Genomic DNA, 24851 nt, shown 5'->3' on the forward strand with positions numbered 1-24851 from the left:
GAACACGGAAGTTAAGCTCTCTAGCGCCGATGGTAGTTGGGACCTTGTCCCTGTGAGAGTAGGACGTCGCCAAGCAATTAAAAACACAAGTCTTTTGACTTGTGTTTTTTTTGTGTGTTTTCAAACAGTACGAGAAAAAGAAGTAATGGTAATACAAACACGTTGCCCAAGGGTTAATCATATTATATAAGAGATGGATGTATATTTTTCTGTAAATTGTTAAGGAATAGAAGTATAAAATATGTCCATTTAAATAGGGAGGGAAGGTTATGAAAGCACAAAATGAAGTTTGTATTGTTTGTGAGACAGAAAGAAAAGAAGGGATATATGTTTATAATAATTTAATATGTTATGAATGTGAAAAAGATATGGTGAATACGGAGACAAATGATCCGAAGTATATATATTATTTAAAACAGCTTCGGAAATTAGAAGTATCATATTTTTAAATAGGCATATGCCTATTATTTTTTTTGTTCTGTATAATAGATAAAGAATGAAATAATAAGGAAGAGATATAGATGAATCAAAATCGCATACCTTTATATGAGGCATTAACAGAGTTTAAAGAAAGAAAGCCGTTATCCTTTCATGTTCCAGGTCATAAAAACGGTTTAAACTTCCCTCAGGAAGCTATAGGGGAGTTTAAAGATATACTATCTATCGATGTAACTGAGTTGTCAGGGTTAGATGATTTACATAGTCCGTTTGAATGTATAGATGAGGCACAACAGTTATTAGCTGATGTATATGGAGTGAAAAAAAGTTATTTTTTAATTAATGGTTCAACAGTAGGGAACCTAGCAATGATTTTGTCTTGTTGCGGGGAACATGATATTGTTCTTGTACAAAGAAATTGTCATAAATCAATTATTAATGGTTTAAAATTAGCGGGCGCAAATCCAATTTTTTTAGATCCATGGATTGATGAAGCTTATAATGTACCAGTGGGAATTCATGATGAAATTATTAAGGAAGCAATTGAAAAATATCCAAATGCTAAAGCACTCATTTTAACGCATCCTAATTATTATGGTATGGGAATAGATCTGGAGGCAAGCATCGCTTATGCACATGCACATAAAATCCCCGTTTTAGTAGATGAAGCACATGGAGCCCATTTTTGTTTAGGAGGGGCATTTCCAAAGTCAGCATTAGCATATGGTGCAGATATTGTAGTTCATTCTGCACATAAAACATTACCCGCGATGACAATGGGGTCCTATTTACATATAAATAGTCGCTTAGTGAAAGAAGAAAAAGTTTCTACCTATTTAAGTATGCTACAATCTAGTAGTCCATCGTATCCAATTATGACTTCTCTTGATATTGCACGCTTTACAATAGCACGTATAAAAGAAAAGGGACATGATGAAATAGTCGAGTTTTTACGGGGATTTAAAGACGAATTGTGTTCTATTCCACAAATAGCTATTTTACAGTATCCATTACAAGACCATTTAAAGGTTACTGTACAGACACGTTGTCAGTTATCAGGGTACGAATTACAGTCTGTATTTGAAAAGGTCGGTATATATACAGAAATGGCGGATCCGTATAATGTCCTATTTATTTTGCCCTTGCAAGTAAATAAGGAGTATATGAAGGCTATAGAGATGATCCGAGGGGCATTGCAATATTATGAGGTGAAAGACAAGAAGGAATCTATTCGTTATACTTATAAAGGAGAATTTTCTCCTTTACCGTATACATATAAACAACTGGAAGGATATGAAACAAAAGTAGTATCTGTAGAAGAAGCAGTTGGGATGATAGCGGCAGAAATGGTAATTCCGTACCCACCTGGAATTCCATTGATTATGTATGGAGAAAGAATTACTTCAGAACATAAAGAGCAAATTATGTATTTAGAGCAATCAGGCGCTCGTTTTCAAGGTAGCACGAAATATATGAAAGTGTATGATATAGAAAGTAGGTTTTAGGATGAAGGGATTATTTGTAACAATTGAAGGTCCAGAAGGTTCGGGTAAAACAACGTTAATTAAAAGTTTATTGCCGTACTTTGAACAAAAAGAACAAAAGGTAATGGCGACGAGAGAACCAGGTGGCATTGCAATTTCAGAGGATATTAGAACAATTTTACATAAACAAGAATATACAATGATGGAAGCACGTACAGAGGCGCTTCTGTATGCTGCTGCACGTAGACAACATTTGGTGGAAAAGGTTATGCCGGCACTTAACGAGGACTACCTTGTATTATGTGATCGTTTTATAGATAGCTCTTTAGCGTATCAAGGATATGCAAGAGGGTTAGGTATGGATAAAGTATTTGAAATAAATCGTTTCGCAACAGAGGACTGTATGCCTAGTTTAACGATTTACCTAGACATTGAACCAGAGATTGGTTTAGCTCGCATTGAAAAAGATGCAGGACGTGAAGTAAATCGATTAGATATGGAAGATATCTCTTTCCATAAACGTGTCCGTGAAGGATATTTACAAGTTGTAGAACGTTTCTCAGATCGTATTGTATTGGTAAATGCTGATCAACCAATGGAAAAACTTATAGAAGAAGTTGTTCAGATTATAGAAGATAAATTGTTATAATAGAAGGAAAGAATGAAATAAGTGAGGTATGCGTTATGACGAAGACGTGGGAGCAGCTTTCTGCTATACAACCCATCGGTGTAAAAATGTTGATGAATAGCATTGCAAAAGAGCGTATATCCCACGCTTACTTGTTAGAGGGAGGGAAAGGGACTGGAAAGTTTGCAACGGCAATTCAAATGGCAAAGAGTTTCCTCTGTTCTGGTCGGAATGGGGTAGAGCCTTGTCACGTATGTACAAATTGTAAGCGAATTGATTCAGGTAACCACCCTAACTTACATATTGTAAAACCAGACGGATTATCTATTAAGAAACAGCAAATTCATGATTTACAAGAAGAGTTTTCAAAAACAGGATTAGAAGCAAATAAAAAAGTATATATTATTGAGCACGCAGATCGTATGACAGCAAATGCAGCGAATACACTTTTAAAATTTTTAGAAGAACCAAGTAGTGATACAACAGCTATTTTACTTACTGAACAAAGTCATCAAATTTTAAATACGATTTTATCTCGCTGTCAAGTTGTTACATTTAGACCGTTACCTACGGAATCTTTAATTAGAAAATTACAGGATGAAGGTATTACGGCATCTTTATCGACACTTGCTGCGCAACTCACGAATAGTTTTGATGAAGCTTTAGCTTTATGTAGTGATGAATGGTTTGCACAAGCACGAGCTTTAGTGATAAAATTATGTGAAGCGCTCGAAAAGGATAAAGCCTCTATTTTTTTTGTACAAGAAAAATGGGGGAAACACTTTAGAGAGAAAGAACAATTACAGCAAGGTTTAGATATGTTGCTCCTTATTTATAAGGATTTATTATATGTTCAACTTGGAGAAGAAGATCGTCTTGTTTTTCATGAGCAGAAAGAGATGTTTGAATCTTTCTCCTATGCTCAGAAGCGCATTGTATCAGCTCTCTTTAATATATTAGAGGCAAAAAATAGAATCAACGCTAATGTAAATGCGCAGCTTGTGTTCGAACAGTTAGTGTTGCGGTTGCAGGAGGGATGACCGTTTTGTATGATGTAGTAGGTGTTCGCTTTAAGAAGGCCGGAAAGGTGTATTACTTCGATCCGAATCAGTTCGATATCTCTGAAAATGAGTTTGTAATTGTAGAAACAGTAAGAGGTATTGAGTACGGAAAAGTAGTTATTACCAAAAAGCAAGTTGATGAAAACGACGTTGTATTACCGCTAAAAAAGGTTATTCGTATTGCAAATGAAAATGATCGTACCATTGTTGAAGAGAACAAACATGCTGCAAAAGAAGCATATCAAGTTTGTCAGCAAAAGGTAGTAGAGCATAATCTTGATATGAAACTTGTAGATGTAGAGTATACGTTCGATCGCAATAAGATTATTTTCTACTTTACTGCGGATGGTCGGATTGATTTCCGCGAACTAGTGAAGGACTTAGCGGCAATTTTTAGGACAAGAATTGAACTAAGACAAATTGGTGTTCGTGATGAAGCGAAGATGCTTGGTGGTATTGGTCCGTGTGGTCGTATGCTTTGTTGTTCTACTTTTTTAGGAGATTTTGAACCTGTATCCATTAAGATGGCAAAGGATCAAAATTTATCATTAAATCCTGCAAAAATCTCTGGTTTATGTGGTCGCTTAATGTGTTGTTTAAAATATGAGAATGATGAATATGAGGCAGCAAAGGAACAACTTCCTGATTTAGATCAACGTATACAAACCCCGCATGGTACTGGCCGTGTTATCGGATTAAATATTTTAGAAAGATTAATTCAAGTGGAACTAGTAGACAAGGAACGGATAGTAGAATATACGTTAGATGAGTTAGTGAATAAAGGGGTCGTTTCGAGTCAAACCACAGATTAATGAGGTGGGTGCTTGTGGAGAAAAAAGATATTTTTGCATCGGTTTCTAGTATGGAAGAGCAAATTGGACATTTATACAAACAGTTGGGAGAATTAAAACAACATCTTGCAGAGTTGTTGGAAGAGAACCAACATATAAAAATGGAAAATGAAAATTTGCGACACCGCTTTGAAGAAGTGCAGATTAAGGAAAAACAAAAAACTCAAAAACGTAAAGAAGTGAAGCCGAAGACAACTGATATTGGCGAAGGCTATGATAATTTAGCAAGGCTATATCAAGAAGGTTTTCATATTTGTAATCTGCATTATGGAAGTGTACGTAAAGAGGGAGATTGTTTATTCTGCCTGTCATTTTTAAATAAAAAGTGAAATTACCTTTCCAATGATAATTGGAAAGGTAATTTTTTATACATGAGAGTAGAATGAAATATGTTTTTTTATTAGTAGAAGATGAAATAGGGTAGGTTAAGTGTAAGAAAAGGAGTAACATATGAATTTATATGAAGATGAACGTTTAGATTACTTATTAGCGCAAGATATGAAGATTGTACAAAGCCCATCAGTATTCAATTTCTCGTTAGATGCTGTTTTACTTGCAGACTTTGCTTGGGTGCCGATTCAAAAAGGTAATGTACTTGATCTGTGTACAGGTAACGCAGTTGTCCCCCTTTTATTAAGTACAAGAACAAAGGGAAACATTACAGGTGTAGAAATTCAAGAACGTTTATATGATATGGGAATCAGAAGCGTTCAATACAATAAGTTAGAAGAAAGAATTCACTTAATACATGGGGATTTGAAAGATATGCCAGAGAAACTTGGACGTCATCAATATGATGTAGTTACATGTAATCCCCCTTATTTTCAAACACCTGCAACTTCTGAGAAAAATATGAATGAACATTTAGCGATAGCTCGTCATGAAATTATGTGTACATTAGAGGATGTTGTATCTGCGAGTAGTCAGTTAGTAAAGCAAGGTGGGAAAGTAGCATTTGTACATCGTCCAGGTCGTTTGCTAGATATTGTTACATTAATGCGTAAATACAAAATTGAACCAAAGCGTGTGCGATTTGTTTATCCTAAGGCAGGGAAAGAAGCGAATACATTGTTAATTGAAGGAATTAAGGATGGAAACGCAGATTTGAAAATATTGCCCCCTCTTTTTGTATATGAAGCAAATAATGAATATACAAAGGAGATTCGTTCAATTTTATATGGAGAAGAATAAGCATTGTTTTTATGTAGTAGAGTGCTCTGACGGAAGTTATTATGCTGGATATACAAATCATATAGAGAAGCGGATTCAGACCCATAATAGTGGAAAAGGTGCTAGGTATACGCGTGCTAGACTTCCTGTTGTTTTAAAATACATAGAATTTCATGAAGATAAGCGTACAGCTATGCAAGCAGAGTATTATTTTAAGCAGTTAAATAGAAAACAAAAAGAAGAATATATGCAAAAAGGAGAACGCTATGTGGCAACAAAAAAGCTTTCAACAAAATGAAAAGGGAGTTTTATATTTAGTACCAACTCCTATTGGAAATTTAGAAGATATGACATTTCGTGCAATCCGAATTTTAAAAGAAGCTGATTTAATTGCTGCTGAAGATACGAGACAAACGAAAAAACTTTGTAATTATTTCGAAATTGAAACCCCCGTTATGAGTTACCATGAGCATAATAAGGAAGTAAGTGGTAGGAAAATATTAGGGAAGTTAGACGAAGGAAAGACTGTAGCACTTGTTAGTGATGCTGGTATGCCTTGTATTTCCGATCCAGGTTACGATATTGTTGTAGAGGCTGTAGCAGAACAGTATCATGTAATCCCGCTTCCTGGGGCAAATGCAGCCCTTACAGCATTAATTGCATCAGGTCTTGAAACAAAACAATTTTATTTCTATGGATTTTTACAAAGAAATAAAAAAGAAAGAAAAATGGAGTTAGAGAAGCTTCGTTATGTACAAACTACAATGATGTTTTATGAAGCGCCCCATCGTTTAGATGATACTTTAATCTCGATGCAAGAAGTGTTGGGAAATAGAGAAATTGTATTATGTCGAGAGTTAACGAAAAAATTTGAGGAATTTATTCGTGGAACAGTTGAGGAAGCAATTGAGTGGACGAAACAAAATGAAGTTCGTGGCGAGTTTTGTATTTTAGTAGCTGGTTCAACGGAAGAACCTACCCCAGAAGAAAAATGGTGGGAATCTATTTCGGTATATGATCATATTGAACACTATATAAACGAAAAAGGTATGAATTCAAAAGAGGCAATAAAAACAGTCGCTAAAGATCGAGATTTGTCGAAACGCGATGTATATCAAATCTATCATGTCGATAAAAAATAAGCTTCTCATAATTGAGAAGCTTATTTTGCTGTTTCGATATAATCTTGAAGCTCGTTTAAGATTCGCTCAGCGCCTTCTTTGCTTAAGATAATTTTACCTTCAGCTAAAGATAGGTTACCATCAGATACTTCACCAGTTACTTGGCAAGTCATGTTTGGCTTATATTTTTTTAAGATGATTTTCTCGTCATCAACGTAGATTTCAAGAGCATCCTTTTCTGCAATACCTAAAGTACGGCGTAATTCGATTGGAATTACTACACGACCTAATTCATCAACTTTACGAACGATACCAGTAGATTTCATAATTCTTTTCCTCCTAAAGAAATAGTTTATAAGTTTCGAGTCTATTTTCTAGATTCGTCATTTTTCGACAAAATACCCTATGGACATATGATACCAATCATTTACATTTCCGTCAATTCTTTAATTCTATATTTTTTAAAAAGATTTATAGATTTCTTACTTCTTATATATAATAGAATGAGAGTAATTTCTACTATTATTTCACTTTATTTTCAGAAAAATTTATAGATTGTAAGTAAGGACTGTATATTTTCTTGAAATATGAGCAATAGATGATAAAGATATTAAGTATTAACTCGTTTTTATCCCGCTATTTGCCAAGCAGTAAGATTCTAAATTTAAAATTTGGCTGGAGCAAAGAAGTTAAGTTGGATTCGGATTGCTCGTAAAAGCCTGATTGGTGCGGGCTAATAATCCGCGGGAGTGAACAAAACCCCCACAGATTAAAGTTTCACTTTATATATAAGTTTTTGATATACTATTTATAAATACATATGAGGTTATCCGGGAGGTCCAAAACAATGACAGAGGAAAATAAGTCCTTTTATATTACTACCCCAATTTATTATCCAAGTGGAAAATTACACATTGGACATGCTTATACAACAGTAGCAGGAGATGCGATGGCACGATATAAGCGTATGCAAGGATACAATGTTCATTATTTAACAGGAACTGATGAGCATGGACAGAAGATCCAAAAGAAAGCAGAAGAATTAAATGTTACACCACAAGCATATGTGGATAACATTGTTGCAGGAATTAAAGAACTTTGGGAGAAAATGGATATCTCTTATGATGATTTTATTCGTACAACTGAAGATCGTCATAAAGATGTTGTTGAAAAAATCTTCAAGCAACTAGTAGATCAAGGTGATATTTATCTTGATGAATATGAAGGTTGGTATTCTGTACAAGATGAGACATTCTATACAGAGCATCAATTAGTAGATCCAATTATGGAAGGTGAAAAAGTAGTTGGAGGAAAAAGCCCAGATAGTGGTCATGATGTAGAACTTGTTCGTGAAGAATCGTATTTCTTTAGAATGGGTAAATATGTCGACAGACTATTAAAATTCTATGAAGATAATCCACATTTCATTCAGCCAGAGTCTCGTAAGAATGAGATGATTAATAACTTCATTAAACCAGGCCTAGAAGATTTAGCTGTTTCCCGTACTTCATTTGACTGGGGAGTTCGTGTTCCAGGTAACCCGAAACACGTTATTTACGTATGGGTTGACGCATTATCTAACTACATTACAGCATTAGGTTATGGAACAGAAAATGAAGAGATGTATAAGAAGTTCTGGCCAGCTGATGTACATTTAGTTGGAAAAGAAATCGTTCGTTTCCATACAATTTATTGGCCAATCATTTTAATGGCATTAGATTTACCTCTTCCGAAAAAAATCTTTGCTCATGGTTGGATTTTAATGAAGGATGGAAAGATGAGTAAGTCAAAAGGAAACGTAGTAGATCCAGTTACTTTAATCGATCGTTACGGATTAGATGCATTACGTTATTACTTACTTCGTGAAGTTCCATTCGGATCTGATGGCGTATTCACACCAGAAGGATTTGTGGAGCGCATTAATTTCGATTTAGCAAATGACTTAGGTAACTTATTAAATCGTACAGTAGCTATGATTGATAAGTACTTTAACGGAGAAATCCCTGCATTTAAAGAAAATGTAACGGAATTCGATGAAACGTTAGTAACGTTTGCAAAAGATACATTGAAAAAAGTAGAAGAGGCAATGGAGAATATGGAATTCTCTGTAGCGCTAAGCTCAATTTGGCAATTGGTTAGCCGTGCAAATAAATATATTGATGAAACACAACCATGGGTATTAGCGAAAGATGAGAATGATCGTGAAAAATTAGCTTCTGTAATGGCTCACTTAGCAGAGGTGCTTCGTCAAACAGGTATTATGCTTATGCCGTTCCTAACAGTAGCACCAAGTAAGATGTTTGCTCAGCTTGGACTTACTGAAGAGGCACATAAATCTTGGGAAAGCCTATCTACAATTGGCTGTATTCCAGTTGGAACAAAAGTAGAAAAAGGAAACCCGATTTTCCCGCGTTTAGAAATGGAAGTAGAAGTAGGTTACATTAAAGAACAAATGAAAAGCTCTGCTTCTAAAGTAGAAGAGAAAAAAGAAGAAGAACCGAAAGCAGAAGAAATTACAATTGATGATTTCTTTAAAGTAGAATTACGCGTAGCTGAAGTACTATCAGCTGAACCTGTGAAAAAAGCAGATAAGTTGTTAAAAATTCAGTTGGATTTAGGTACAGAAAAGCGTCAAGTTGTTTCAGGAATTGCAAAATTCTATTCGCCGGAAGACCTAAAAGGTAAAAAGGTTATTTGTGTAACAAACTTAAAACCTGTAAAATTACGCGGTGAATTATCACAAGGTATGATTTTAGCGGGTGAAGAGAATGGCGTATTATCATTAGCATCAATTGACCAAAATCTACCAAACGGTACAAAAATCAAGTAATTAAGACAAGAAAAGAGATGTTTCACGTGTAACATGTGTGAAGCGTCTTTTTTCTTTTTACACTCTCTATTTTTGCATTAAAATTATAGTATTGTTATCGTTAAGTTATTAAAGAGCTTATTTTTTAGAATAAAATTGATTTCAATATAAAAGGAGTTATGTATTATGTTGTTTGATACACATTCACATTTGAATGCAGAGCAATTTGAAGAAGATTTGCAAGAGGTTATTGCACGAATGAAAGAAGCGGGAGTTACCTATACAGTTGTTGTTGGTTTTGATGAAGTAACGATAAAAAAGGCGATTGAATTAGCTGAAACTTATGATTTTATTTACGCTGCAGTTGGATGGCATCCAGTTGATGCAATTGACATGACAGAAGAACATCTAGCTTGGTTAGAAGAACTTGCTTCTCATCCTAAAGTCGTTGCACTTGGAGAGATGGGATTAGATTATCATTGGGATAAGTCTCCAAAAGAAATACAGAAGGAAGTATTCCGTAAACAAATTGCATTAGCCAAAAAGGTGAAATTGCCGATTATTATACATAACCGGGATGCAACTCAAGATATTGTTGATATTCTAGAAGAAGAGAATGCAGCTGAAGTGGGAGGCATTATGCATTGCTTTAGCGGCAGCGTAGAAGTAGCAGAGCGATGTGTTGATATGAACTTTTTAATTTCGTTAGGCGGACCAGTTACATTTAAAAATGCTAAGAAGCCGAAAGAAGTTGCTGTGGAGATTCCATTAGAGAAATTGTTAATAGAGACAGATTGTCCATATTTAACACCACATCCATTTCGAGGAAAACGAAATGAACCGAGTTATGTAAAACTCGTAGCAGAAGAAATTGCGAATTTAAAAGGAATTTCTTATGAGGAAGTAGCAGAAATAACAACAAAAAATGCAAAAACTTTATTTGGTGTTGAATAAAAAGGAGTGGGAGAACCCATTCTTTTTTATTTTTGTGAAAAAATAAGGGCGAATGAGGAAGTGTTACAATAAGAAGAGAGAACAAAGTTTTGGACATTCTATTTTTTAAAATGTAAGAATGGGGAAAATAATAATGGAAAAGTCGTCATTTTTTTGTTTTACTAAGTAGAGACGAAACGAGTGTGGAGGCAAGCATGAAAATTAAAGAGATTATCGTTGTAGAAGGTAAAGATGATACAGTTGCGATTAAGCGTGCTGTTGATGCGGATACAATTGAAACAAACGGTTCAGCAATCGGTGATCATGTTATTGAGCAAGTTAAATTAGCGCTACAAAAACGGGGCGTTATTATTTTCACAGATCCGGATTATCCTGGAGAGCGTATTCGAAAAATTATTTCTGATAAGGTGCCTGGATGTAAACATGCTTTTTTACCGAAGGAAGAAGCACTTGCCAAAAGGAAAAAGGGTGTCGGGATTGAACATGCTTCTAATGAATCAATTCGCCGTGCTTTAGAGAATATACATGAAGAAATGGAAGCTTACACAAGTGAAATTAGTTGGAGCGATTTAGTCGATGCAGGCTTAGTGGGCGGAGAAATGGCAAAGAGTCGCAGAGAAAGAATGGGTAAGCTATTAAAGATTGGTTATACAAACGCAAAACAGTTACATAAACGTTTACAAATGTTTCAAGTTTCAAAAGAATCGTTTGCAGAAGCTTATAAGCAAGTCATACAGGAGGAAAGAAAATGAAGGATATCGCAACGCCAAATCGTACGAAAGACATTGTTGAAAAGTATGGATTTTCATTCAAAAAAAGTTTAGGACAAAATTTTTTAATTGATACGAATGTATTAAATCGTATTGTCGATCACGCTGAAATTGGTTCAGAAAGTGGTGCAATTGAAATTGGACCAGGTATCGGTGCGTTAACAGAACAATTAGCGAAGCGTGCTAAAAAAGTAGTGGCTTTTGAAATTGATCAGAGATTATTACCGATTTTAGATGAGACGTTAGCGCCATATAGCAACGTTACAGTTATAAATAAAGACGTACTAAAGGCAGATGTACATGAGGTGTTTAGTGAGCAATTTGAGGAAGGGCAAGATGTAATGGTAGTAGCGAACTTACCGTACTATATTACAACGCCAATTTTATTTAAATTGTTGGAAGAGAAATTACCGGTTCGTGGATTTGTTGTTATGATGCAAAAAGAAGTTGGAGATCGTTTAGCTGCTAAACCTGGAACGAAAGAGTATGGTTCTTTATCCATTGCTATTCAGTATTATACAGAGGTAGAAACAGTTATGACTGTACCACGTACAGTGTTTGTGCCACAACCAAATGTTGATTCTGCGATTATTCGTCTCCTAAAGCGCCCGAAACCAGTTGTAGAAGTAACAGATGAGACATTTTTCTTTGAAGTAGTACGAGCAAGTTTTGCACAGCGTCGTAAAACTTTAATGAATAATTTATCAAATAATTTAAATGGTTTCCCGAAAGATAAAGAGCTGTTGGATCGAATTTTAACAGAAGTAGGAATTGATCCAAAACGAAGAGGCGAAACGCTATCTATAGAGGAGTTTGCAACATTAAGTAATGCATTAGTTCTTCATAAATTGTCATAAGAATAGAAAAGGGACAGTTCAACTTGAACTGTCCCTTTTGTCACCTTTCCTCTCCTACATTCATACTTTAAAAACAGGTAAGATGGCCTAACGAGTTTGGAGGTAGGAGAATGGCTTTACATGTTGGAGAATTAGTGGAACGATATTCTCATAATAGGGATATCCTTTTTCGTATTATAGAAATAAAAGGCGAGATAGCTATATTATTTGGGGAGGAAATTAGACTGGTGGCAGATGCGCCACTTGAAGATTTAATTAGTATAGACCAACGAGAACATAAAAAAAGAGCGAAGCGTGAGAAAGAAACGATGGAGCGTACGTATCGTTTGTTTCAACAAGATTATGTATTAATGAAACAAAGGCATGAACACACTTCAACGGGTGGATATACAAGTGAGGTAAATTATTTTCAAATGCCAGGACGTGTATTGCATATAGATGGAGACCCGTTATATTTGCGCAAGTGCTTAGACTTATATAATAAAATTGGTGTTCCTGTACAAGGTATTCATTGTAAAGAAACAGAGATGCATGAAAAGGTAGTAGATTTAATAGATCATTTTCGTCCGGACATTCTAGTTATTACAGGGCACGATGCATATACAAAATCAAAAGGGGTAAAGGGAGATTTAGCAGCATATAGGCATTCAAGGCATTTTGTACAGGCTGTTCGAGAAGTGAGAAAAAAATATCCATCATTGGATCAACTCGTTATTTTTGCTGGGGCATGCCAATCACACTTTGAAGCATTAATTCGAGCAGGTGCTAATTTTGCTAGTTCACCATCTAGAATTAATATTCACGCACTAGATCCTGTATATGTGGTTGGAAAAATTAGTTTTACGTCATTTATGGAAAGAGTAAATGTATGGGATGTTGTACGTAATACGATTACCGGCGAAAAGGGACTTGGCGGTATTGAGACGAGGGGAATTTTACGAACTGGATTACCCTTTCAACATTATGAAGAATAAGCAAGGTACATATGTATCTTGCTTTTTTGTATGGGAAGGATTTAAATCAGCTTGGATAAAAAGAGACAAGAACGCGCAGACTACATAATGATACTTTTACAATATAGTATTTCTTCTATCTATTTGAACGCATGATGCTTTTATAATGATATTGTCTGTGAGTTGCGGTTAATAATTGGGATAGATATATCGTGTTTTAAGTGTTCAATCTAAATTACAGCGAGGTGTAACGAAGTATATGTCAAAACGTTTAGATGAAATTAAAAGCGAATTAGATCACCATCTTGGACAGAGACTGATGTTAAAGGCAAATAGTGGGAGAAGAAAAACAGTAGAACAATCAGGTGTACTTGCAGAAACGTACCGTTCTGTTTTTGTTGTACAATTGGATCAGCAAGAAGATGCGTTGCAACGTGTATCATATAGCTATGCGGATGTTTTAACAGAGACAGTAGAGTTAACGTTTTATGGTGAACCTCATAATGAAGTGATTTTATAATTCATGTATCGTTACATATATTCCCACAAATGAAAAGCTATATTATTTTGCATACTAATTATACCGTAGCAAAATAAGGAGGGACTCTGCATTGAGTAGACGAAGAGGTGTCATGTCAAATCAATTTAAAGAAGAGCTTGCAAAAGAGCTAGGCTTTTATGATGTTGTTCAGAAAGAAGGCTGGGGCGGAATTCGTGCGAAAGATGCTGGTAACATGGTGAAACGTGCTATAGAAATTGCAGAACAGCAATTAATGAAACAAAACCAGTAGTTGTAAGATACTTTCTATGCTACGGTAGCCGAGGAGTGATTCCTCGGCTTTTTGTACTCGAAAAGGTGCCATCATTTTACATAAGTAGTTTCATTCTGAATGCTTTTCGTTATAATTAGGGAAGTGTCATCGTCTTACTATAAATTTATGGTAAAATAAACGATAAAAGATTGAGTACATAGAGTGGGTGAATAGATTGAAGCTACTAGTGAAAGCACCAGCAAAGATTAATCTGTCGTTAGATGTACTGGGAAAAAGACAAGACGGATATCATGAAGTGAAAATGATTATGACAACAATTGATTTAGCGGATCGTTTAGAACTAATGGAATTAGCAGAAGACCGTATTGAAATTTTATCCCATAATCGGTATGTCCCAGACGACCAAAGAAATTTAGCTTATCAAGCAGCGAAATTATTAAAAGAGAAGTTTAATGTGAAAAAAGGTGTATCTATTACTATTGAAAAAACGATTCCAGTAGCAGCTGGATTAGCAGGTGGAAGTAGTGATGCAGCAGCGACATTACGTGGCCTTAATAAATTATGGAATTTAGGGCTTACAATTGATCAGTTAGCAGAGCTTGGCGCAAAAATTGGATCAGATGTATCGTTTTGTGTATATGGTGGGACAGCAATTGCCACTGGAAGAGGAGAGCAAATTGAGCACATAAAAACTCCACCTTCTTGTTGGGTTATTTTAGCAAAACCCCATATTGGTGTATCTACTGCTGATGTGTATGGAAATTTAAAGTTAAATCGAGTTACACATCCAAATGTAGATAAAATGGTTAACGTCATAAATGCTGGGGACTACAAAGGGATTTGTGATACTGTTGGTAATGTTTTAGAAGATGTAACGTTTGCGATGCATCCTGAAGTTGCACGTATTAAGGCACAGATGAAGCGATTTGGGGCGGATGCCGTATTAATGAGTGGAAGTGGCCCAACCGTATTTGGTCTTGTGCACCATGATTCGCGAATGCATCGTATATATAACGGATTAAAAGGATTTTGTGAACAAGTATACGCAGTACGTTTATTAGGAGAGCGAGAAACGCTTGAATAAAGACGTATAATACGTTATGATTTGTTTAGAATATTCGTGATTTGAGGTGAGAGTATGAAAATTAGACGAAGTACAAGATTAGTCGATATGACGTATTACTTGTTACAAAACCCTCGTCAGCTAGTTTCTCTCACTTTTTTTGCTGAAAGGTATCAATCAGCTAAGTCTTCCATTAGTGAAGATTTAGTTATTATTAAGCAAACGTTTGAACAACAAGGGGTCGGCACATTGCAAACGGTACCAGGAGCAGCAGGAGGAGTGAAATATATACCATATATAAGTGAGGAAGAGGCAGATCTAATTATTGGTGAGCTTTGTAGCTTATTTGAAAATCCAGATCGTATTTTGCCTGGTGGTTACTTATATATGACAGATCTTTTAAGTAATCCTCGCCATATTAATGGCGCAGGTCGTTTGTTTGCTTCTGTTTTTGCTAGGCAACCAATTGATGCGGTTATGACGGTGGCAACGAAGGGGATTCCACTTGCTTATGCGGTGGCAAATTACTTAGATGTACCGGTAGTAATTGCAAGGAAAGATAATAAGGTAACAGAAGGCCCAACTGTTAGTATTAACTATGTATCAGGTTCTTCTAAGCGAATTCAAACAATGACGTTAGCAAAGCGTAGCCTTCCAGAGGGATCAAATGTTTTAATTATTGATGACTTCATGAAAGCCGGCGGGACAATTCAAGGTATGATGAGTATGTTAGAAGAGTTTAAGGCTAATGTTGTTGGTATTGGTGTATTAGTAGAATCCACGGATATTGAAGAACGACTAATTAATAATTTTGTATCATTAATTCGTCTATCAGAAGTTGATGTGAAAGAAAAAGCGATTCAAGTGGAAAAGGGAAATTATTCACTGGCACCATTTGATGAAGGGCTTGTAGAGGCTGAGTAAAAAGGTAAAGCAGATCGCTTTATCTTTTTTTTATTCTATTTATAAATTATAAAATAGATGGACAAACTGCTTTTCGTGCACTATTTTTAAAGAGTAAAAATAAATAATAAAAGGGTGAAAAAATATGAAAGTTGTTCAAACAAGCAATGCACCGCAAGCAATTGGACCATATTCACAAGGGATTATTGTAAATAATATGTTTTACAGTTCAGGACAAATTCCGTTAACTGCAAGTGGAGAGCTTGTAGCAGGAGACGTGACAGTACAAACAGAGCAAGTATTTCAAAATTTACAAGCGGTATTAGAAGAAGCAGGTGCTTCATTTGATACAGTAGTAAAAACAACAGTATTCTTAAAAGATATGGATGATTTTAATGCTGTTAATGAAGTATACGGCTCTTATTTCTCTACTCATAAGCCAGCTCGTTCTTGTGTACAAGTAGCAAAATTACCGAAAGATGTTTCAATTGAAATCGAAGTAATTGCCCTAGTTAAGTAATCTTTTGTAAGCGATAACCTCCACTAATCTCTATATTCAATTACATTAAAAATTTTTATCTTAAAAATTTTTAAAAAATTAAAGGGAAAATAGAAATTTTGTGGAATTTATACAAATATATCGCTTATTTAGAAAAGGGTGGTGAACACAAGATGGAAGTGACTGACGTAAGATTACGCCGCGTAAACACAGAAGGCCGCATGAGAGCAATTGCCTCTATTACTCTAGACCATGAATTTGTTGTTCATGATATTCGTGTAATTGATGGTAATAATGGATTATTTGTAGCAATGCCAAGTAAACGTACTCCAGATGGAGAATTCCGTGACATTGCACATCCAATTAATTCTAATACACGCTCTAAAATTCAAGATGCGGTTTTAACAGAGTATCATCGTTTAGGCGAGTTAGAAGAGGTTGAGTTTGAAGAAGCGGGTGCTTCGTAAAATTCGAATGAAAAGGGCTTTTTAAAGAAATCCCTATAATTTTGCAACAAACTCCTGTAAGCATTTACAGGAGTTTGTTTTTTTTTGTGTGGTTTTATCTATTTTCGTACGGAAAATTCTGAATTTATTAAAGTGAAGAGAAAAACTTCTAATTTTTTCAAAATCATTTTAAATAGCATAGCTTATTTCTTAAAAAAGATACTAAAGAGTAAAACATCGTATAAGAATTATGGTAAAATTTAATAGTTAAAATGTGTTTCTTGAAATATATGATGATTTAGGATAATATCGTTAATGGATAAATAGGTTGCGATGGAGGGTCTATATGTCAAACAGATTTGCAGTGATTCTAGCTGCAGGCAAAGGCACACGTATGAAGTCTAAGCTATACAAAGTGCTTCATCCTGTATGTGGAAAACCTATGGTACAGCATGTTGTCGATCAAGTAACGCAATTAGGATTGCAGAAACTTGTAACAGTCGTAGGACATGGTGCTGAAATGGTACAAGAACAGCTAGGAAACGTAAGTGAGTTTGCATTACAAGCAGAACAACTTGGTACAGCACATGCTGTCGATCAAGCTGCAAGTGTACTTGCAAATGAAGAAGGAACAACTTTAGTTATTTGTGGTGATACGCCGCTAATAACTGCTGAAACGATGGAAGCATTGCTTCAGCAACATAAAGAAGCAGGGGCAATGGCAACGGTGCTAACAGCTTACATAGAAGAACCTGCTGGATATGGTCGTATCGTTCGTAATGAGAATGGTCATGTTGAAAAGATTGTTGAGCATAAGGATGCAAATGAGAAAGAATTAGCTATTAAAGAAATCAATACAGGTACGTATTGTTTTGATAATAAAGCTTTATTCGCCTCACTTTCTAAAGTTTCAAATGATAACGTACAAGGTGAATATTACCTGCCAGATGTTATTGAGATTTTAAAAAATGAAGGTCATATCGTATCGGCTTATCAAACAGAGCACTTCGATGAAACGTTAGGTGTTAACGACAGAGTCGCTCTATCGCAAGCGGAAATTATTATGAAAAACCGTATCAACCGTAAAAACATGGTAAATGGTGTTACAATTATTGATCCAAGTAACACGTATATTTCTGCTGATGCAATTATCGGTAGTGATACAGTTCTTCATCCAGGAACAATTATTGAGGGGAATACTGTAATTGGTTCTGATTGTGAAATTGGACCGCACACAGTAATTCGCGATAGTGAAATTGGAGATCGTACGACAATTCGACAATCTACTGTACATGATAGTAAACTTGGTACAGAAGTATCGGTTGGTCCATTTGCACATATTCGCCCAGATTCAGTTATTGGAGATGAAGTACGCGTTGGAAACTTCGTGGAAATCAAAAAAACTGTTTTTGGTAATAGAAGTAAAGCTTCACACTTAAGTTATATCGGGGATGCACAAGTTGGAGAAGACGTGAATCTTGGTTGTGGTTCAATTACGGTGAACTATGACGGTAAGAATAAATTCAAAACTGTGATTGGTAACGGGGTATTTATTGGATGTAATTCAAACCTTGTTGCTCCTGTAACAGTTGAAGATGGTGCTTATGTGGCAGCAGGCTCTACAATTACAGAGAATGTTCCATCAAAAGCATTATCTGTAGCACGTGCACGTCAAGTTAACAAAGAAGACTATGTTGATCAATTGCTGAATAAGAAAAAATCATAATGTGGAGGGTTAATCTAGATGTCGACTCAATATCTAAATTCTAATTTGAAAGTATTCTCTTTAAACTCTAATAAGGAACTTGCTGAGCAAATTGCAAAGCACATTGGAGTAGGACTAGGAAAATGTTCTGTTGATCGTTTTAGTGATGGAGAAGTTCAAATTAACATTGAAGAAAGTATCCGTGGTTGCGATGTATTCATTATTCAATCTACAAGCTTCCCAGTAAACGAACATATCATGGAATTACTTATTATGATCGATGCATTAAAGCGTGCATCTGCAAAAACAATTAATATTGTTATTCCTTACTATGGTTATGCGCGTCAAGACCGTAAAGCGCGTTCTCGTGAACCAATTACATCGAAACTTGTAGCAAACTTGCTTGAAACGGCAGGTGCAACTCGTGTAATCACTCTAGATTTACATGCTCCACAAATTCAAGGGTTCTTTGATATCCCAATCGACCACCTAATGGGTGTACCGATTCTTTCAGATTACTTTGAAACAAAAGGTCTTAAAGATATCGTAATTGTGTCACCTGACCACGGTGGGGTAACTCGTGCTAGAAAAATGGCAGATCGTCTAAAAGCACCAATCGCTATTATTGATAAGCGTCGCCCTCGTCCGAACGTATCAGAGGTAATGAACATTATCGGTAATATTGAAGGTAAAACAGCAATTTTAATTGATGACATCATTGATACAGCTGGTACAATTACATTAGCAGCAAACGCTCTTGTTGAGAACGGTGCTTCTGAAGTATATGCTTGCTGTACACACCCAGTATTATCTGGTCCAGCAATTGAGCGTATCCAAAACTCAAATATTAAAGAGTTAGTTGTAACGAACTCTATCGTATTACCAGAAGAGAAGAAAATCGACAAAGTACATGAACTTTCAGTTGCTCCACTAATCGGAGAAGCAATCATTCGTGTATACGAAGAAGAATCTGTAAGTGTATTATTCAATTAATTGGATAGAATGAGACGTAACCAAGATTGGTTACGTCTTTTCGTATCGAAAAAAGAAAGTAGTGGTACAAGAATGAAATTGATAGTAGGACTTGGGAACCCGGGTAGAGAATATGAATTAACAAGGCATAATATTGGATTTATGGCGATTGATGAACTTGCGAAGCGTTGGAATATTTCTTTGAATGAACAAAAATTTAAAGGAATATTTGGTGCAGGATTTGTTAATGGAGAAAAAGTAATCTTATTAAAGCCACTTACATATATGAATTTATCTGGGGAAAGTATTCGACCACTCATGGATTACTATAAAATTGATGTTGAGGACTTCGTTGTTCTGTACGATGATTTAGACATCCCTGTAGGTAAATTACGCCTTCGTATGAAAGGTAGTGCTGGTGGACATAATGGTGTGAAATCAACAATTTCACATTTAGGAACACAAGAGTTTCAACGTATCCGTATGGGAATTGATCGTCCGAAAAATGGCATGAAGGTAGTAGATTACGTATTAGGACGTTTTACATCGGAAGAAATTCCTGATGTGAGTCATTCTATTGAAAAAGCAGCGGATGCATGTGAAGAATGGTTAAATAAACCTTTTCTTCAAATCATGAATACCTTCAATAGTTAAGGGTATGATTGGGAATATTTTGTCTTGCTTTTACCCATACTAGTAGTAATTGGATTTTTAGGAGGCTAGTATGGAAGGGTATTATTATTGCAGACATTGCGGGAGTAATGTAGGCTCCGTTACCGCAGAAAAAGTGTATAGCGACGTTTTATTTCAACTAACAGAGCAAGAAGTAGTAGAGATGATTCATTTTCATGAGAATGGAAATATATATATAAAAACGATTTGTGAATCGTGTCAAGAAACGCTCGCATCTTATCCTGAGTATTATGAATATGAAAAATTTCTGCAATAAAATGTTGTCGCTTTGGCATGTCCAAAGCATTTTTCTGTTTTCTTTTTCCAAAATATTTGCATAAAATATAGTGGCTTGCTCTTTATGTTGAGAGGGGTTTTGAAAATGATAGGTTTATTAGAGCAATTTTATAAAAATGAAGAGATCCAATCGGTTATTAATGGACTAGAAGATGGTTTAAAAGAACAACTTGTATCAGGTATGGCAACCTCTTCTCGTTCGTTATTAATGGCGGCCTTATATAAAAAAACAAAAAAATCACAACTTATTGTGACGCATAATTTATATCAAGCACAAAAAGTGCATGAAGATTTAGTGGCGTTACTTGGTGAAAAAGATGTGTGGTTATACCCAGTAAATGAATTGATAGCATCAGAAATTGGTGTTGCAAGTCCAGAATTGAAGGCGCAACGTATTGAAGTATTGAATCGTTTAGCGGCAGGAGAGAACGGGATTATTGTAGCGCCAGTTGCAGGACTACGCAGATTTTTACCAATGAAAGAGTTGTGGAAGCAAAGGCAAATCGAAATCAATCTAGGGCAAGAGATTGATTTAGATACATTCTTGCATACTTTACATCATATTGGTTATGAGCGTAAGTCGATGGTAGAAGCTCCTGGGGAATTCAGTTTGCGCGGGGGAATATTAGATATTTACCCATTAACTGAAGAGTTACCATTTCGTATTGAATTTTTCGATACAGAAGTTGATTCTATTCGATTATTTGATGTGGATGAACAGCGCTCTCAAGATAAAAAAGAAAGTGTTAGATTTGGTCCAGCAACAGAGTTTTTATTTTCACAGGAAGAATTGAAGTCGGGAATTGAGCATCTTGAGGAAGGCTTGACTAAGACGATGCAAAAACTTTCCGATGATAAATTGAAGACTACAGTGCTTGAAACGGTAAGTCATGAAATTGAGATGTTAAAAAACGGGCAAAGTATAGAACAGATGTTTAAATATTTATCTATTTTCTATAAAGAACCTGCTAGTCTGATAGATTATTTACCAGAAGATGGTATTGTGGTTTTAGATGAGATTTCCCGTATTCAAGAAACAGCATCACATCTTGAAACAGAAGAGGCGGAATGGTATATATCACTTCTTGGTGAGGGAATAATTATTCAAGATTTATCTTTCTCACACTCGTTTGAGGAATTTCTTCATCATAAAAAAAGAAGTTTTGTATATTTAACGTTATTCTTACGTCATATAGCACATACACATCCGCAAAACATTGTGAATGTGACATGTAAAACAATGCAAGATTTCCATGGGCAGATGCAGTTGTTGAAAACTGAAATTGATAGATGGAACGAAGGGCATTTTACGACTGTTGTGCTTGGCACAGATGATGAACGTGTAAAAAAACTACAACATATTTTAAGTGATTATGATATTGAGGCAGATATCGTAGAGGGCACAGATATATTATTGCCTGGAAGGTTACAAATTGCTGTAGGTGATTTACATGCAGGATTTGAAATGCCGATGCAAAAGCTTGTTGTTATTACTGAAAAAGAGCTTTTTCATAAGAAAGTTAAAAAATCACAACGTAAGCAGAAGTTATCTAATGCTGAACGTATTAAAAGTTATTCGGAATTAAAAGTTGGAGATTATGTAGTTCATGTAAATCATGGTATAGGTAAATTCTTAGGTATCGAGACACTAGAGATTAATGGTGTTCATAAAGATTACTTGAATATTAAATATCAAGGTAATGATAAGTTATACGTTCCAATTGAACAGATTGACCAAGTGCAGAAATATGTAGGATCTGAAGGTAAGGATCCAAAAGTTTATAAATTGGGCGGAAATGATTGGAAAAAGGTCAAAACGAAAGTTGAAAAATCTGTACAAGACATTGCGGATGACCTAATTAAACTATATGCTGAGCGCGAAGCTTCAAAGGGTTATGCATATACACCAGATACGGCAGAACAACAAGAATTTGAATCTTCTTTCCCATATCAAGAGACAGAGGATCAATTACGTTCTATTGAAGAGATTAAGAAAGATATGGAACGTGGACGTCCGATGGATAGGCTTCTCTGTGGTGATGTAGGATATGGAAAGACGGAAGTAGCTATCCGTGCGGCGTTTAAGGCAATTATGGATGAAAAACAAGTTGCAATTTTAGTGCCGACAACGATCCTTGCACAACAACACTATGAAACAATTCGAGAGCGTTTTCAAGATTATCCAATCAATATAGGATTATTAAGTAGATTCCGTACGAGAAAACAGCAAAATGAAACAATTAAAGGCTTAAAAGATGGTACGGTAGATATCGTAATCGGAACGCATCGTATTTTATCTAAAGATGTTACTTATAAAGATTTAGGTCTTCTTATTATTGATGAAGAACAAAGGTTTGGTGTAACGCATAAAGAAAAAATTAAGCAATTAAAAGCAAATGTTGACGTGTTAACATTAACGGCAACTCCGATTCCGCGTACACTCCATATGTCTATGCTTGGTGTGCGTGACTTATCTGTTATTGAGACACCACCAGAAAATCGTTTCCCAGTCCAAACGTATGTAGTAGAGTATAATCCAGCGTTAATGCGAGAAGCGATAGAACGAGAGCTTGCAAGAGGTGGGCAAATTTACTTCCTATATAATCGTGTGGAGGATATCGAAAGAAAAGCAGATGAAATTTCGATGTTAGTTCCAGACGCGCGTGTAACTTATGCGCATGGGAAAATGAACGAAGGTGAATTAGAGTCTGTTATGCTATCGTTTTTAGAAGGGCAGTATGATGTTCTTGTAAGTACAACAATTATTGAGACGGGTGTAGATATTCCGAATGTAAATACGTTAATTGTATTTGATGCAGATCGTATGGGACTATCGCAGCTGTATCAGCTTCGTGGTCGTGTTGGACGTTCTAATCGTGTTGCATATGCATACTTTGCATACAAACGAGATAAAGTGTTATCAGAAGTTGCAGAGAGGCGTCTGCAAGCCATTAAAGAGTTCACAGAGCTTGGATCAGGTTTCAAAATTGCGATGAGAGACTTATCCATTCGTGGTGCAGGTAACTTGTTAGGAGCCGAACAGCATGGATTTATTGATTCTGTCGGATTTGATCTATATTCTCAAATGTTAAAAGATGCAATTGAACAGCGTAGAGGAACAGATGGGGTTGAAAATACAGTTAATGTTGAAATTGATTTAGAAGTAGATGCATATTTACCAGATGCTTATATTTCAGATAGTAAACAAAAGATTATGATGTATAAACAGTTTAGAGGTGTTTCTGCAATTGAGGATATTGAAGAGTTGCAGGAAGAGATGATAGATAGATTTGGTGATTACCCGCAAGAAGTTGGTTACTTATTGCAAATTGCAAATATTAAAGTATTGGCAATGAAAGAACAAATTGAGTTAATTAAGCAAAATAAATTTGAAGTGACAATTCTGTTCTCAGAACAAGCAAGTCAAAATATTGATGGCGGAAAATTATTCATGCTCGGAAATAGTTTTGGACGTATGATTGGTCTAGGAATGGAAGGATCGCAATTGAAAATCGTTATGAAAACAAATGGTTTAGAGACATCGAAGTGGTTAACAATTGCTGAAAATTTATTAAAAGGCCTACCAGATGTAAAAAAAGAAGTCATAAATGCCTAATATAAGATAAAAAAATACAATTCGGCGTGCATAGAAGAACTAATGTGTAAAATACTATGTCTAACAGTTGGTGATTTTTACATGAACAGGTAAATTCACCACTTTGATCATCAGTAGAAAGTGAGGCAGCATTAGAATGAAAGCAACTGGAATCGTACGTCGAATTGATGATTTAGGTAGGGTAGTAATCCCGAAGGAAATTCGTAGAACTTTACGTATTCGAGAAGGAGACCCACTAGAAATATTTGTTGATCGCGATGGAGAAGTGATTTTGAAAAAATATTCTCCAATTAGTGAACTAGGTAATTTTGCAAAGGAATATACGGAAGCTTTATACGATAGCTTAGGACATAATGTGCTTGTATGCGATCGTGATTCTATTATCGCAGTAGCAGGCGTATCTAAAAAAGAATACTTAAATAAAAGTGTTGGCGATTTAATTGAGAAGACAATGGAAGAGCGTAAGTCTGTAATTATGACAGATGAAAGCGAAATTTCAATTATTGATGGAGTAACAGAAAAAGTGAGTTCCTATACAATTGGCCCGATTGTTGCGAATGGGGATCCAATTGGAGCTGTTGTTATCTTCTCTAAAGAGGATATTATAAGTGAAGTAGAGCATAAGTCAGTAAATACAGCTGCAAGCTTTTTAGCGAAACAAATGGAGCAGTAAGGCTATATCGAATTTTAGAAGTAGCAATCTTTCCTAATTATGATATTTCTTCTTGAGAAATCAAATATTTGGAGATATATGTATATTGAATGAAGGTAGCGCTTTGCTACCTTTTTTCGTTGAACATTTCTAGCGT

Annotated in this window: 28 protein-coding genes; 27 read left to right on the top strand and 1 reads right to left on the bottom strand. The window is 35.5% G+C overall.

The annotated features are described in order from the left end of the window. The 10 genes from JDS82_RS29595 to rsmI all read left to right on the top strand — a co-directional run. A partial coding sequence (locus tag JDS82_RS29595) for a hypothetical protein (RefSeq protein WP_206773538.1) occupies positions 1–190 on the top strand: 190 nt, incomplete at its 5' end. A gap of 79 nt (positions 191–269) precedes the next feature. After that, the gene (locus JDS82_RS27155) at positions 270–449 is read left to right on the top strand and encodes a sigma factor G inhibitor Gin (protein ID WP_000647291.1); all 180 of its coding nucleotides are present in this window, start codon (positions 270–272) and stop codon (positions 447–449) included. A 72-nt stretch (positions 450–521) separates the two neighbouring features. Beyond that, positions 522–1943, top strand: a complete 1422-nt coding sequence (locus JDS82_RS27160; protein ID WP_199714236.1) for an aminotransferase class I/II-fold pyridoxal phosphate-dependent enzyme — start codon at positions 522–524, stop codon at positions 1941–1943. 1 nt (position 1944) lies between these two features. Continuing rightward, entirely contained in the window at positions 1945–2571 is a 627-nt protein-coding gene (gene tmk / locus JDS82_RS27165) for a dTMP kinase (protein WP_000677225.1), read from the top strand. 35 nt (positions 2572–2606) lie between these two features. Continuing rightward, positions 2607–3590 carry a DNA polymerase III subunit delta' gene (gene holB, locus JDS82_RS27170; RefSeq protein ID WP_000169566.1) on the top strand — a complete coding sequence of 328 codons (984 nt, stop codon included), beginning with the start codon at positions 2607–2609 and terminating at the stop codon, positions 3588–3590. Positions 3591–3595: 5 nt separating this feature from the next. Beyond that, positions 3596–4423, top strand: coding sequence for a PSP1 domain-containing protein (locus JDS82_RS27175; RefSeq protein WP_000272429.1), 828 nt, complete (start codon positions 3596–3598; stop codon positions 4421–4423). Positions 4424–4437: 14 nt separating this feature from the next. Beyond that, positions 4438–4791, top strand: a complete 354-nt coding sequence (gene yabA, locus JDS82_RS27180; RefSeq protein WP_000412057.1) for a DNA replication initiation control protein YabA — start codon at positions 4438–4440, stop codon at positions 4789–4791. 121 nt (positions 4792–4912) lie between these two features. Further along, positions 4913–5653 (top strand): tRNA1(Val) (adenine(37)-N6)-methyltransferase, encoded by a 741-nt coding sequence (locus JDS82_RS27185; protein ID WP_088079977.1) that lies wholly within the window; start codon positions 4913–4915, stop codon positions 5651–5653. Next, on the top strand, positions 5640–5930 hold the full coding sequence (locus tag JDS82_RS27190) for a GIY-YIG nuclease family protein (protein ID WP_000414343.1): 291 nt from the start codon (positions 5640–5642) through the stop codon (positions 5928–5930). The genes JDS82_RS27185 and JDS82_RS27190 overlap by 14 nt, the downstream gene beginning before the upstream one ends. Beyond that, complete coding sequence (rsmI, locus tag JDS82_RS27195; RefSeq protein ID WP_000267813.1) at positions 5899–6774, top strand: 16S rRNA (cytidine(1402)-2'-O)-methyltransferase; 876 nt, start codon at positions 5899–5901, stop codon at positions 6772–6774. Before JDS82_RS27190 ends, rsmI begins: the two co-directional genes overlap by 32 nt. 20 nt (positions 6775–6794) lie before the next feature. On the opposite strand, the gene JDS82_RS27200 is transcribed toward rsmI, so the two are convergent. Beyond that, positions 6795–7079: an AbrB/MazE/SpoVT family DNA-binding domain-containing protein gene (locus tag JDS82_RS27200; protein WP_000843039.1), complete on the bottom strand. Its 285-nt coding sequence runs from the start codon at positions 7077–7079 to the stop codon at positions 6795–6797. Positions 7080–7600: 521 nt separating this feature from the next. Between JDS82_RS27200 and metG the strand changes: the two genes are divergently transcribed. The 17 genes from metG to spoVT all read left to right on the top strand — a co-directional run bounded on the left by metG (position 7601) and on the right by spoVT (position 24715). Next, positions 7601–9583, top strand: coding sequence for a methionine--tRNA ligase (gene metG / locus JDS82_RS27205; RefSeq protein WP_199714237.1), 1983 nt, complete (start codon positions 7601–7603; stop codon positions 9581–9583). Between the two features lie 165 nt (positions 9584–9748). After that, entirely contained in the window at positions 9749–10516 is a 768-nt protein-coding gene (locus tag JDS82_RS27210; RefSeq protein ID WP_000895837.1) for a TatD family hydrolase, read from the top strand. Between the two features lie 194 nt (positions 10517–10710). Next, complete coding sequence (gene rnmV, locus JDS82_RS27215; RefSeq protein ID WP_000692830.1) at positions 10711–11268, top strand: ribonuclease M5; 558 nt, start codon at positions 10711–10713, stop codon at positions 11266–11268. Further along, complete coding sequence (gene rsmA, locus JDS82_RS27220) at positions 11265–12143, top strand: 16S rRNA (adenine(1518)-N(6)/adenine(1519)-N(6))-dimethyltransferase RsmA (protein ID WP_000651555.1); 879 nt, start codon at positions 11265–11267, stop codon at positions 12141–12143. The genes rnmV and rsmA overlap by 4 nt, the downstream gene beginning before the upstream one ends. 110 nt (positions 12144–12253) lie before the next feature. Next, positions 12254–13117 carry a sporulation peptidase YabG gene (gene yabG, locus JDS82_RS27225; RefSeq protein WP_001173738.1) on the top strand — a complete coding sequence of 288 codons (864 nt, stop codon included), beginning with the start codon at positions 12254–12256 and terminating at the stop codon, positions 13115–13117. Positions 13118–13355: 238 nt separating this feature from the next. After that, a complete protein-coding gene (gene veg / locus JDS82_RS27230) occupies positions 13356–13616 on the top strand; it encodes a biofilm formation stimulator Veg (protein WP_000044349.1) in 261 nt (86 codons plus the stop codon). 91 nt (positions 13617–13707) lie between these two features. Beyond that, on the top strand, positions 13708–13887 hold the full coding sequence (gene sspF / locus JDS82_RS27235) for an acid-soluble spore protein SspF (RefSeq protein ID WP_001985066.1): 180 nt from the start codon (positions 13708–13710) through the stop codon (positions 13885–13887). 196 nt (positions 13888–14083) lie between these two features. After that, positions 14084–14953: a 4-(cytidine 5'-diphospho)-2-C-methyl-D-erythritol kinase gene (ispE, locus tag JDS82_RS27240; protein WP_000772096.1), complete on the top strand. Its 870-nt coding sequence runs from the start codon at positions 14084–14086 to the stop codon at positions 14951–14953. 54 nt (positions 14954–15007) lie between these two features. After that, positions 15008–15856, top strand: coding sequence for a pur operon repressor (purR, locus tag JDS82_RS27245; RefSeq protein ID WP_000702481.1), 849 nt, complete (start codon positions 15008–15010; stop codon positions 15854–15856). 124 nt (positions 15857–15980) lie between these two features. Beyond that, on the top strand, positions 15981–16355 hold the full coding sequence (locus JDS82_RS27250; RefSeq protein WP_000869826.1) for a RidA family protein: 375 nt from the start codon (positions 15981–15983) through the stop codon (positions 16353–16355). Positions 16356–16507: 152 nt separating this feature from the next. After that, positions 16508–16801 carry a septation regulator SpoVG gene (gene spoVG / locus JDS82_RS27255; RefSeq protein ID WP_000454042.1) on the top strand — a complete coding sequence of 98 codons (294 nt, stop codon included), beginning with the start codon at positions 16508–16510 and terminating at the stop codon, positions 16799–16801. 325 nt (positions 16802–17126) lie between these two features. After that, positions 17127–18506: a bifunctional UDP-N-acetylglucosamine diphosphorylase/glucosamine-1-phosphate N-acetyltransferase GlmU gene (gene glmU / locus JDS82_RS27260; RefSeq protein ID WP_000071045.1), complete on the top strand. Its 1380-nt coding sequence runs from the start codon at positions 17127–17129 to the stop codon at positions 18504–18506. A gap of 18 nt (positions 18507–18524) precedes the next feature. Further along, positions 18525–19478, top strand: coding sequence for a ribose-phosphate diphosphokinase (locus JDS82_RS27265; protein ID WP_000107420.1), 954 nt, complete (start codon positions 18525–18527; stop codon positions 19476–19478). A gap of 72 nt (positions 19479–19550) precedes the next feature. Continuing rightward, positions 19551–20111: an aminoacyl-tRNA hydrolase gene (pth, locus tag JDS82_RS27270; protein ID WP_078183735.1), complete on the top strand. Its 561-nt coding sequence runs from the start codon at positions 19551–19553 to the stop codon at positions 20109–20111. Positions 20112–20181: 70 nt separating this feature from the next. Next, on the top strand, positions 20182–20406 hold the full coding sequence (locus JDS82_RS27275; RefSeq protein ID WP_000399441.1) for an anti-sigma-F factor Fin family protein: 225 nt from the start codon (positions 20182–20184) through the stop codon (positions 20404–20406). Between the two features lie 105 nt (positions 20407–20511). Further along, on the top strand, positions 20512–24042 hold the full coding sequence (gene mfd, locus JDS82_RS27280) for a transcription-repair coupling factor (protein ID WP_199714238.1): 3531 nt from the start codon (positions 20512–20514) through the stop codon (positions 24040–24042). Between the two features lie 136 nt (positions 24043–24178). Further along, positions 24179–24715, top strand: coding sequence for a stage V sporulation protein T (gene spoVT / locus JDS82_RS27285; RefSeq protein WP_000648313.1), 537 nt, complete (start codon positions 24179–24181; stop codon positions 24713–24715). Positions 24716–24851 lie beyond the last annotated feature (136 nt).

It is taken from the genome of Bacillus cereus group sp. N14 (assembly GCF_016483555.1).
In the GTDB taxonomy this organism is placed as follows: domain Bacteria; phylum Bacillota; class Bacilli; order Bacillales; family Bacillaceae_G; genus Bacillus_A; species Bacillus_A wiedmannii.

Excerpts from the sequence above, each read along its gene's own strand:
- JDS82_RS27190 (WP_000414343.1), top strand. The coding sequence starts at position 5,640 with ATGGAGAAGAATAAGCATTGTTTTTATGTAGTAGAGTGCTCTGACGGA.
- metG (WP_199714237.1), top strand. The coding sequence starts at position 7,601 with ATGACAGAGGAAAATAAGTCCTTTTATATTACTACCCCAATTTATTAT.
- pth (WP_078183735.1), top strand. The coding sequence starts at position 19,551 with ATGAAATTGATAGTAGGACTTGGGAACCCGGGTAGAGAATATGAATTA.
- purR (WP_000702481.1), top strand. The coding sequence starts at position 15,008 with ATGAAAATTAGACGAAGTACAAGATTAGTCGATATGACGTATTACTTG.
- holB (WP_000169566.1), top strand. The coding sequence starts at position 2,607 with ATGACGAAGACGTGGGAGCAGCTTTCTGCTATACAACCCATCGGTGTA.
- rsmA (WP_000651555.1), top strand. The coding sequence starts at position 11,265 with ATGAAGGATATCGCAACGCCAAATCGTACGAAAGACATTGTTGAAAAG.
- JDS82_RS27210 (WP_000895837.1), top strand. The coding sequence starts at position 9,749 with ATGTTGTTTGATACACATTCACATTTGAATGCAGAGCAATTTGAAGAA.
- rsmI (WP_000267813.1), top strand. The coding sequence starts at position 5,899 with ATGTGGCAACAAAAAAGCTTTCAACAAAATGAAAAGGGAGTTTTATAT.
- veg (WP_000044349.1), top strand. The coding sequence starts at position 13,356 with ATGTCAAAACGTTTAGATGAAATTAAAAGCGAATTAGATCACCATCTT.
- mfd (WP_199714238.1), top strand. The coding sequence starts at position 20,512 with ATGATAGGTTTATTAGAGCAATTTTATAAAAATGAAGAGATCCAATCG.
- yabG (WP_001173738.1), top strand. The coding sequence starts at position 12,254 with ATGGCTTTACATGTTGGAGAATTAGTGGAACGATATTCTCATAATAGG.
- glmU (WP_000071045.1), top strand. The coding sequence starts at position 17,127 with ATGTCAAACAGATTTGCAGTGATTCTAGCTGCAGGCAAAGGCACACGT.
- JDS82_RS27185 (WP_088079977.1), top strand. The coding sequence starts at position 4,913 with ATGAATTTATATGAAGATGAACGTTTAGATTACTTATTAGCGCAAGAT.
- rnmV (WP_000692830.1), top strand. The coding sequence starts at position 10,711 with ATGAAAATTAAAGAGATTATCGTTGTAGAAGGTAAAGATGATACAGTT.
- JDS82_RS27200 (WP_000843039.1), bottom strand. The coding sequence starts at position 7,079 with ATGAAATCTACTGGTATCGTTCGTAAAGTTGATGAATTAGGTCGTGTA.
- spoVG (WP_000454042.1), top strand. The coding sequence starts at position 16,508 with ATGGAAGTGACTGACGTAAGATTACGCCGCGTAAACACAGAAGGCCGC.
- JDS82_RS27250 (WP_000869826.1), top strand. The coding sequence starts at position 15,981 with ATGAAAGTTGTTCAAACAAGCAATGCACCGCAAGCAATTGGACCATAT.
- spoVT (WP_000648313.1), top strand. The coding sequence starts at position 24,179 with ATGAAAGCAACTGGAATCGTACGTCGAATTGATGATTTAGGTAGGGTA.
- JDS82_RS27275 (WP_000399441.1), top strand. The coding sequence starts at position 20,182 with ATGGAAGGGTATTATTATTGCAGACATTGCGGGAGTAATGTAGGCTCC.
- JDS82_RS27160 (WP_199714236.1), top strand. The coding sequence starts at position 522 with ATGAATCAAAATCGCATACCTTTATATGAGGCATTAACAGAGTTTAAA.
- JDS82_RS27265 (WP_000107420.1), top strand. The coding sequence starts at position 18,525 with ATGTCGACTCAATATCTAAATTCTAATTTGAAAGTATTCTCTTTAAAC.
- tmk (WP_000677225.1), top strand. The coding sequence starts at position 1,945 with ATGAAGGGATTATTTGTAACAATTGAAGGTCCAGAAGGTTCGGGTAAA.
- JDS82_RS27155 (WP_000647291.1), top strand. The coding sequence starts at position 270 with ATGAAAGCACAAAATGAAGTTTGTATTGTTTGTGAGACAGAAAGAAAA.